The sequence below is a fragment of the Blastomonas sp. genome (assembly GCF_046294995.1).
Classification (GTDB): Bacteria; Pseudomonadota; Alphaproteobacteria; order Sphingomonadales; family Sphingomonadaceae; genus Blastomonas.
The window spans coordinates 18,970-27,378 of record NZ_JBKBOG010000025.1; the positions used below are offsets into that span (position 1 = coordinate 18,970).

At 64.5% G+C, this 8,409-nt stretch carries 9 protein-coding genes and 1 tRNA gene; 2 read left to right on the forward strand and 8 right to left on the reverse strand.

From position 1 onward, the window contains the following. Positions 1 to 11 precede the first annotated feature (11 nt). The 6 genes from ACK4R0_RS16700 to cpdR all read right to left on the reverse strand — a co-directional run bounded on the left by ACK4R0_RS16700 (position 12) and on the right by cpdR (position 4,520). Positions 12 to 989: an NAD(P)H-dependent flavin oxidoreductase gene (locus ACK4R0_RS16700; protein ID WP_409676691.1), complete on the reverse strand. Its 978-nt coding sequence runs from the start codon at positions 987 to 989 to the stop codon at positions 12 to 14. A gap of 134 nt (positions 990 to 1,123) precedes the next feature. After that, positions 1,124 to 1,897: a thioesterase family protein gene (locus tag ACK4R0_RS16705; RefSeq protein WP_409676694.1), complete on the reverse strand. Its 774-nt coding sequence runs from the start codon at positions 1,895 to 1,897 to the stop codon at positions 1,124 to 1,126. Positions 1,898 to 1,990: 93 nt separating this feature from the next. After that, complete coding sequence (locus ACK4R0_RS16710; protein WP_409676697.1) at positions 1,991 to 2,530, reverse strand: response regulator transcription factor; 540 nt, start codon at positions 2,528 to 2,530, stop codon at positions 1,991 to 1,993. After that, positions 2,527 to 3,822 (reverse strand): ATP-binding protein, encoded by a 1,296-nt coding sequence (locus ACK4R0_RS16715; RefSeq protein WP_409676700.1) that lies wholly within the window; start codon positions 3,820 to 3,822, stop codon positions 2,527 to 2,529. The genes ACK4R0_RS16710 and ACK4R0_RS16715 overlap by 4 nt, the downstream gene beginning before the upstream one ends. 140 nt (positions 3,823 to 3,962) lie before the next feature. Continuing rightward, a tRNA-Val gene (locus ACK4R0_RS16720) sits at positions 3,963 to 4,037 on the reverse strand. Positions 4,038 to 4,142: 105 nt separating this feature from the next. Then, entirely contained in the window at positions 4,143 to 4,520 is a 378-nt protein-coding gene (gene cpdR, locus ACK4R0_RS16725) for a cell cycle two-component system response regulator CpdR (RefSeq protein ID WP_409676703.1), read from the reverse strand. Positions 4,521 to 4,718: 198 nt separating this feature from the next. Here cpdR and ACK4R0_RS16730 point away from each other — a divergent pair, with 198 nt between their 5' ends. Further along, positions 4,719 to 5,612 (forward strand): N-formylglutamate amidohydrolase, encoded by an 894-nt coding sequence (locus ACK4R0_RS16730; RefSeq protein WP_409676706.1) that lies wholly within the window; start codon positions 4,719 to 4,721, stop codon positions 5,610 to 5,612. A gap of 285 nt (positions 5,613 to 5,897) precedes the next feature. After that, the gene (locus ACK4R0_RS16735; RefSeq protein ID WP_409676709.1) at positions 5,898 to 6,341 is read left to right on the forward strand and encodes a hypothetical protein; all 444 of its coding nucleotides are present in this window, start codon (positions 5,898 to 5,900) and stop codon (positions 6,339 to 6,341) included. 28 nt (positions 6,342 to 6,369) lie between these two features. Here ACK4R0_RS16735 and ACK4R0_RS16740 read toward each other — a convergent pair whose 3' ends face one another. After that, positions 6,370 to 7,272: a hydrogen peroxide-inducible genes activator gene (locus tag ACK4R0_RS16740; protein ID WP_409676712.1), complete on the reverse strand. Its 903-nt coding sequence runs from the start codon at positions 7,270 to 7,272 to the stop codon at positions 6,370 to 6,372. A gap of 304 nt (positions 7,273 to 7,576) precedes the next feature. Then, positions 7,577 to 8,409: TolC family protein (locus ACK4R0_RS16745; protein WP_409676715.1), on the reverse strand; the 833-nt coding region annotated here is incomplete at its 5' end.

Sequence of the window (8,409 nt, forward strand, 5' to 3'; positions counted from 1 at the left end):
TCGGCGGCCGCTCAACCCGCCAGCATGCCTTCGAGCCGACCGCGAATGATCCGCTCCGCCTCACTCATGATCCGGTCGATCAGCTCCTTGCAGGTCGGAATGTCGTGGATCAGCCCGGCGACCATGCCGCAGCTCCAGGCGCCGGCATCCATGTCGCCTTCCATCATGATCCGCGGATAGACGCCCGCGACCTGCTCGATGATGTCGGTGAACTGCAGGTCCGCGCCCTTTTCGCGTTCGATCACCAGCAGTTTTTCGACCGCATCGTTGGTCATCACGCGCTCGGTATTGCGCAGCGGGCGCATGACCAACCGGGTGTCGAGCTCGGATGCGGCGACGATCGCCTGCTTGACGTTCTCGTGCACCGGCGCTTCTTGCGTGGCGATGAAGCGGGTGCCCATGTTGATGCCGTCCGCGCCCATTGCGAGCGACGCGACCAATGAGCGCGCATCGGCCTGGCCGCCCGAAGCCACGAACGGAATGTCGAGCTCATCGGCGGCGCGGGGCAGCAGGATCATGTTGGGCACATCGTCCTCGCCCGGATGCCCGCCGCATTCAAAGCCATCGACCGACACCGCATCGCAGCCGATCGACTGTGCTTTCAGCGCATGACGCACGCTGGTGCACTTGTGGATGACCTTGATGCCCGCTTCCTTGAGATAGGGCAGCACCGATTGCGGATTGTTGCCGGCAGTCTCGACCGCCTTGACTCCGTTCTCGATGATCACGCGGACATAGCCGGGATAATCGGGCGCGGTCAGCACGGGCAGGAAGGTGAGGTTCACGCCGAACGGCTTGTCGGTCAGCGCCTTGCACTTCTTGATCTCGGCATCGAGCAACTCGGGGGTCTTCTGAGTGAGGCCGGTGATGATGCCCAGACCGCCCGCGTTCGAGACGGCCGCGGCAAGCTCGGCAAATCCGACATAATGCATGCCGCCCTGGATGATCGGGTGCTGGATGCCAAAAAGCTCTGTGATCCGGGTCTTCATGGGCGTCTCTCCTAAGCCTGTTTGCAACTAACTTGCCGAGTTCCCGAGCGAAGTCGAGGGACGTATGCGCTGAGGTTAACGCGCGCGTCCCTCGACTTCGCTCGGGAATGCGGGGAAGGGTGGGGCAGATGTTTCTATACGAACAATGCCACGCTCTGCATCGCGGCCATCACGGGTTCCAATCTGCTGTTCCAAACGGTCATGTACTGGCTCGATGCTCCGTGATGCGCGTGATGCGTCACCGATTCGAGCAGCCACCAGCCGTTATCCGTTTCCGGTGCATCGGTCAGCATGTTGACCTGCCAGTTCATGGAACTGATCGGTCCGGCGATGTCCATCAAGCCCATCGCCGATGGCGGCAGCCCGTCACCGATGCACAGCAATTCGGTCATGGCGTCGAGCCCGTCGCGCTCGGCAAAGCGGTGCCAGCTGGCAAGCCTGGGCGTGTTCATGCCTAGCTCAAGCCGCTTTTCGGGATATTCCATCTGCGAGGTGAAGAATTCGGGCGGGCCGCTGCGGGTCGATCCGTCGGCGGGGGGAGGGGCGACATCGGGGCGGTGGACGCCCTCGAACTCGATCTTGCTCTCGCGCTTGCTCATGAAGATGAAGGTGCCGATGAAGCCCAACCCCTCGGCGCTGCGGATCTTGGCTTCGACAAAGGCGGTGTTGCGGCCGCGGCGCAGCAGATCGCAGCTGATCGAGACTTCGCCGGCCAGCGGGCCGACAAAAGCAACCTGCGCAGACCGCAGCGGCGGCGCATCGGGCACCGCCAGCCGGGCGGCGTGGTGCGCCAATGCCGAGGAAAGCCCACCATAAGCGGTGCGCCCCTGCATCCAGTCGGACGGGATGGAAACGGTCCAGCCATTGTCGGCAGGGACAAGCGAAGCGAGGGTTTCGGCCAAATTCATCGCGCGATTAAGACCAGAGATTGCGACCCAAATCCACCGTAAAATTGACTTGGCAATGGCATTGCCGCGATGATGATGCCGCAGATCCGATGGCTATTTGAGCTGCCGCTTCTCGAGTTTGCGCGCGAGCGTACGCCGGTGCATCCCCAGCCTGCGCGCGGTTTCCGACACGTTGAAATCGGTATCGACCAGGGTCTGGTGAATATGCTCCCACTCCACGGTCTTGATCGACGATTGCCGCGCGTCGACCGAAGCTCCGGCATCGCCTTGCGTGCGGGCAAAAGCGGCCTCGATATCGTCGGTGTTGGATGGCTTGGCGAGATAATGGTCGGCACCAAGCTTGATCGCCTCGACCGCGGTGGCGATGCTGGCAAACCCGGTGAGTACCACGATCCGCGCATCGGGTGCTGCGGCGCGGACGGCCTGCACGCAGGACAGGCCAGACACGCTTCCTGCAAGCTTGAGATCGAGCACGGCATGCGTGGGGACCAGCCCATCGGCCAGCAGGTCGCGCAGCCCGTCGAAGCTGGAAGCCGATTGGACCACGTATCCGCGCCGTTCGAACGACCGCCTGAGAGTGCGGGCCAGCGCCTCGTCGTCCTCGACGATCAGCAGGTGGCGCGCGTCGGTCATTTCGGTCCTCCGGTTGGATGGGCGATGGCTGCCAGCGGCAGAAATATGGTGACTTTGGCGCCGCTGCCGTCGCGGTTGCCCGCGCGCACTTCGCCGCCCAGCTTGCGCATGACGTTGACCAGCAGGAACAACCCCAGCCCGCCGCCCGGACGGCCCTTGGTGGAGCGGTAGGGCTGCCCAAGGCTGGCGAGAATTTCGTCGGAAAAGCCCGGCCCTCGGTCGATGACGCTCAACGCCAGTGCATCGCCGTCGCGCACCGCCTCGATGCCGACCCATTGCGGCGAAACGTCGATCGCGTTGTCGATGACGTTGCCGATCACCTGTCGCAGCGCCGGGTCGGAGACTATCGCGATATCCGCGCCGAAGCGGTCGTGGAATTCGAGCGTTTCGAGCCCGCGCGCCTCGCGCCATTCTTCGGCAATATCGGTCAGGAAGGCGCGCATCGTGGTGCGTTGCGGCGCCTCGCCGCGCGCCTCGCCGGCGGACATCAGGATGCCGCTGACGATCGTCTTGCAACGGCGCACCGCGATTTCCATGTCGGCAAGGTCGGCTTCGAGATCGTTCACCACCTTGAGTTCGGGCATCGCGCGCAGGTCGTTGACCAGCACCGAAAGCGTTGCGAGCGGAGTGCCCAGTTCGTGCGCCGCGCCCGAGGCGAGCAGGCCCATGCGCACGATATGGTCCTCCTCTGCCGCGCGCTGGCGGATCGCGGCAAGCGCGGCATCGCGGTCGCGCAGGTTCCGGGCGATGCGGGTGACGAAGGCGACGAGCAGCACCGCGATCAGCCCGAAGCACACAAAGCTGCCCTGCAGATACAGGCTGAACTCGTCGTCCTGAAGATCGGGTGGCAGGTCGAGCGGCACCGAATCAGCCGCAAGAATCGCCAGTGCGAGCAGCGTCGCCGCCACCATCGTCCACGACGCCGACGGCCGCAGCAGCATCGCGCCGATCACCACCTGCAGCAGGAACAATGCCGCAAACGGATTGGCGAGCCCGCCGGTGAAATGCAGTTGCCAGGTGAGCGCGGCGATATCGAACAGCAAGGCGGCGAATAGCGCGTATTCCAGCCCGGCGACTCGCCGCTGCAGGATGAATTGCGTCACGAGGTTGATGACGACCAGCAGGCCGATCGCAGCGAGCAAGGGGGCGAGCGGCAGTGGGATTTCCATCGCGCCGTGCACGACCAGGATGGTCAGCAGCTGCCCGCCCACCGCCAGCCAGCGCAGCTGAATCAGCAGCGCCATGTTGCGCCGCACGGCATCGGTGATCTGAGGGGCAGAAGCGGGGATCATTGCCGCCGCCATAACATGTTTGCGCCGCAGAAGCAGCCAATCGCCCTTGCGAAGCGAGCGATGGATCATGCCTGGTGTTTCCACCAACCGCTCTGGACGCAAAAAAACCCGCGAACCTGATGGTTCAGCGGGTTTTTTAATGGTGGGCGTAGCAAGGATTGAACTTGCGACCCCTGCGATGTCAACACAGTGCTCTACCACTGAGCTATACGCCCCACCGGTGGTACCTGCCCGCACCAAGGCGCAGGCAAGGGCGGTCCATTACAAAGAGGTCGCGCGCTGCGCAAGCGGTAAATGAACCAAAAACTGCCGAAGTGCTGTCAAAGGCTCTGCGCGAACGTGCCGCGGGCGAAAACGCGGTCGACCTCGAGCACCAGATCCTTGAGATGAAACGGCTTCGAGAGCACGCGGGCGCTGGGCGCGGCCTGCTCGGCCTTGAGCGTGACCGCAGCAAACCCGGTGATGAACATCACCTTGGTGGCGGGAGAGAGCCTGCCGCAATGCTGGGCAAGTTCGATCCCGTCCATTTCGGGCATGACGATATCGGTCAGCAGCAGATCGAAATGGTCGGCCTGCAGCAGCGGCAGCGCCGCAGTGCCGCGATCCACCGCCACGACGGAATAATCCGCCTTTTCGAGCGCGCGTTGAAGGTAGGCGCGCATCGCCGCATCATCTTCTGCCAGCAATATGCGTAACATCGCCTCAATCCTCTGCCCGGTGTGCGCACCTTCTTATGACGGATGCGGTTAAGATTTTCCAGCATCCCATAGACCATTTCGCGCAATGCCCCGATGTTGGACAGCCCCGCGGCACGGGCCGGACACCTTTGGACCTCCCCATGGCTGCGCGTTCACCGGCTTTGACAGCCGGGCCGGTTTGCCGCATGGCTGGTGTCCATGGACATTCCATCCGCCGACAAAGCGCTTCGGAGCCGCCTGTTCAGCCTGCAGGGTCTGGCAGAAGCGCGTCTGCCGGTGCTGGTCGCGGTCCCCCATGCCGGACGAGATTATCCCGACGAAACCGTCTTCAATGCGCGGGTCGCGCCGCACGTGCTCGAACGGCTGGAAGATCGCCATGTCGATCTGCTGGCCAGTGGCATCGCAGCATCGGGATGCGCCACCTTGATAGCCCACGCCGCGCGGGCCTGGGTCGACCTCAACCGGGCGCCCAGTGAAATCGATCCGCACATGGTGAGCAATGCCCCGCGCACTGCCTTTGCCCAGCCAAGCGCCAAGGTGCGCGGCGGTCTGGGTCTTGTCCCGCGGCGTCTTGCCGATCATGGCGAGCTGTGGCGCCGTCCCTGGACCCGCGAGTCGATCGCGCTGCGGGTCAGCCAGATGCACGATCCCTATCATCAGGCGCTGGCCGACGCGCTGGCCGCACTGCGGGCACGGTTTGGCTGCGCGTTGCTGGTCGATCTGCATTCGATGCCGCCGCTCAAGCCTGAAGGCTCCGCACCGGTTGCACGGATCGTGGTGGGGGACCGCTATGGCCGCTCTGCGGGTGCAAGCCTGTGCGATCTGGCGGTGCGCACGCTGACCCAGCGCGGCTTCGAGGTGGCGCTCAACCATCCTTATGCCGGCGGCTATGTGCTCGAGCGCCATGGCCGACCGACGCGCGATGTGCACGCCTTGCAGATCGAAGTCGACCGCAGCCTGTACCTCGACGATGCGCTCAGCCAGCCGGGGGAGGGTATGGAACACACCCGCGACGCCGTATGCCATCTGGTACGGACATTGGCAGACGATATGCTGCGCGATTCGGCCGACGTCGCCATCGCCGCCGAATAGCCCCGTCGCTCCCCGCGCGCGGCACTCCCAAGAAAAAACCGCCTCGTGACGGATCACGAGGCGGCCAAGGTTCAGGGAGGAGGTGCACAAGTGCACCTGTCGGGACGCGAAAGGGGGGGAAGCATCCCGACACCTTCAATCTAGGGGAGATGACCCGGCAGTTCAATGCCTGTGCGACGAAAAAATGCATTTTGCGCATTTCACTTGCTAATGCGATCTATTCGCAATAATTGTCTGGCAGGCAGCGCGATCGGGTGGTGCCGGTGATATGGAGGAATGCCGACCATGACCTATTGGTGGCGCGACATGCTCAACCAGCCTGCTGATCTCGGGTCGGCAACCCTTTTCGAAGCGCGGTTGGTGGTCGCGACGCGGATAGCGATTTTTGCGCACAAATCTGGTGCTGACCCGGCTCCACATGTCGCCGAGCGGCTCGGCAGCGCGCTGCTGTCGAACCAGCTCTCGCTCATCCTCGAGGCGATAGGGCAGGCCTGGCCCGAGCCGTTTTGCGTCTCGCGTCCGTGCTGCGGGCGGCTGTCGCCCGATGAGACGATGTTCGTGGCGATGCTGCGGGCGGCCATGCGCGGCAACCGCGCGGCCTTTGACCGGCAATCGTGCGAGATGCTGGCCGAGGATGCACGGACCTTGATCTACAACCTGATGTGGCAGGTGGGAAAGATCGAGGCAGCCCAGACGTCGTTGGCGAGCCGCAGCCGCCATTCCGGCTGACAAGTGGCGAAATGGGCCAGCCCGCTGGTCAGCTGGCGTCATCGCCGACATAGTCGCGGATGAAATCGGCGATCGCGCGAAAGCCATCGCCAAAGGCAGCCCCGGTGCGCCAGATCGCGGCGATCGAACGGCGCGCGTTCCAGCCTGCGATGTCGAGCGTCGCGACAACCTCTGCGCTGTGGGTCTCGCTCGACATGTAGCGTTCCGGCAGCAGCGCAAGCCCGATGCCTGACCCCACCATCTGGCGTATGCTGTCCAGACTGGTCCCTTCGTAATCGTGCAGAATGTGCGCGCCGAGCCGATCGCAGATATCGCGCGTCTGCCGGTGATAATGGTGCCGCCGGTCCAACGTCAGGAACCCGGCGCCCTTGAGCGCGCCCGGGGGGATATTCTTCTGCCCGGCAAGCGGGTGGTCCGGCGGCGCAATGACGAAAAGGCGCTCGCTGAACAGCGGTTCGATGACGATTCCGCTGGCATCGATCGGCATCGGGGCGAGCATCATGTCGAGCGCGCCGCGCATCACCTCGCGCACCTGATCGTCGGGAATGCCTTCGCGGATGTGCAGGCGCAGATCGGGCTGCTGGCGGTGCAGTCCAGCAACGATCGCGGGCATCAGATAGGGGCCAAGCGTCGGCGTGATCCCGAACCGCAGCGTGCCGCCGATGCCCTTGCCGGCACGCCGGGCGAGATCGGACAGATCGCGCACCTGCACCAGAATGTCCCGCGCGCGCGACGCGATGTCGCGCCCCAGCGGGGTCAGCTGCACGTCTGGTCCGCTGCGGTCGATCAAGGATGCCTCCAGCCTCGCCTCAAGGGTGCGCAGCTGCTGGCTGAGCGTTGGCTGCGAGACGTGCACCGCGAACGCCGCCCTGCCGAAATGGCGGTGATCGTCCAGGGCAACGAGATACTGCAACTGGCGCAGGCTGGGCATGGGCGGTTCCTTCGAGACGATAGACGTTTACTATCGGGGAGGGGTCGGTCTTTCAAATGGTAACAATGATACTTTGTGCCATACTTACATCATCCCGAGCGGATGGAACGGTCCTCCCCGAACCGCTCCCGCCCACATCTGCTCGCCTGATTCCGCAGCTTGAACGGACACCCCAAGGCTGCGGACAGGGTGGCGCACCGGTTTGCCGAGGTCGCAGCTTGAGCCTCCGGTGCGTCACCCGACTATCGCGCGAGATCACCAGCCCCGCCCCATCACCCAAAGACTGCCATCGCAACACTTCCGGCTAGGGCTGAATCCCATCGGCGAACGCGTCGCCCAGCTGCAGCGCGTCGAGATCGGCTGCGACCGCCACAAGATCGGCGCGCGCCTGTGCGAGGCGAAATTCGGCATCCAGCCTGCGGATCGCGGCATTGGCCGCCGCGTCTTCGCGCAGGTTGACGAGGAAGAAGTCGCTGGCGCCTGCCTGGAACAGCCTGCGCTCGCCGGCCGCCAGCCTTTCTGCCTGAACCTCCTCGTCGCGGGCCAATACGGCAAGCCGCTCGGCGGCGGTGAGGTTGGTGGACAGCTGTTCGATCTCGGTGATGATCTGCTCTTCGCTCTGGCGCCGCCGCCATTCCAGCGCGGTGATGCTCGCCTCTGCAGCTTCGACCTGGCCCCTGGCCGTTCGGTTCTGCAGCGGCATCGAGAACGTGAAGCCGACGATAGTCTCGAACGGATCGCGCGATCGCCCACCCAGGCCCTGCTCGCCAAAGTCCTTGCCTGCCTCGGCGAACAGTCTGAGCGACGGCAGCAGGCGGTTCCGCTCCAGCTCGAGCCGGGTTTCGCCCTGCTCCAGCCGTTGCTCGATCAGTCTGATATCGGGGCGGCGCGCCAGAATGGCCGCCGGATCGGTCGCCCGCGCCGCAGGGATCATCGGCAGGTTCGCCGGCAGGTCTGCCGGGGTCGCGACAAGCGGCCTGCCGTCGCCGTCACGCCAGAACAGCGACAACCGCTGGGCGGCGTTGGCAAGATCGCGCTCTGCGGCCACCAGCAAGGACTGGCGGCGCAGCAGGTTCTGCTCGTTTTCGGTGAGCAGGATGGCGGCACGCGCGCCAAGCTGGACCTGACGGCGGATAC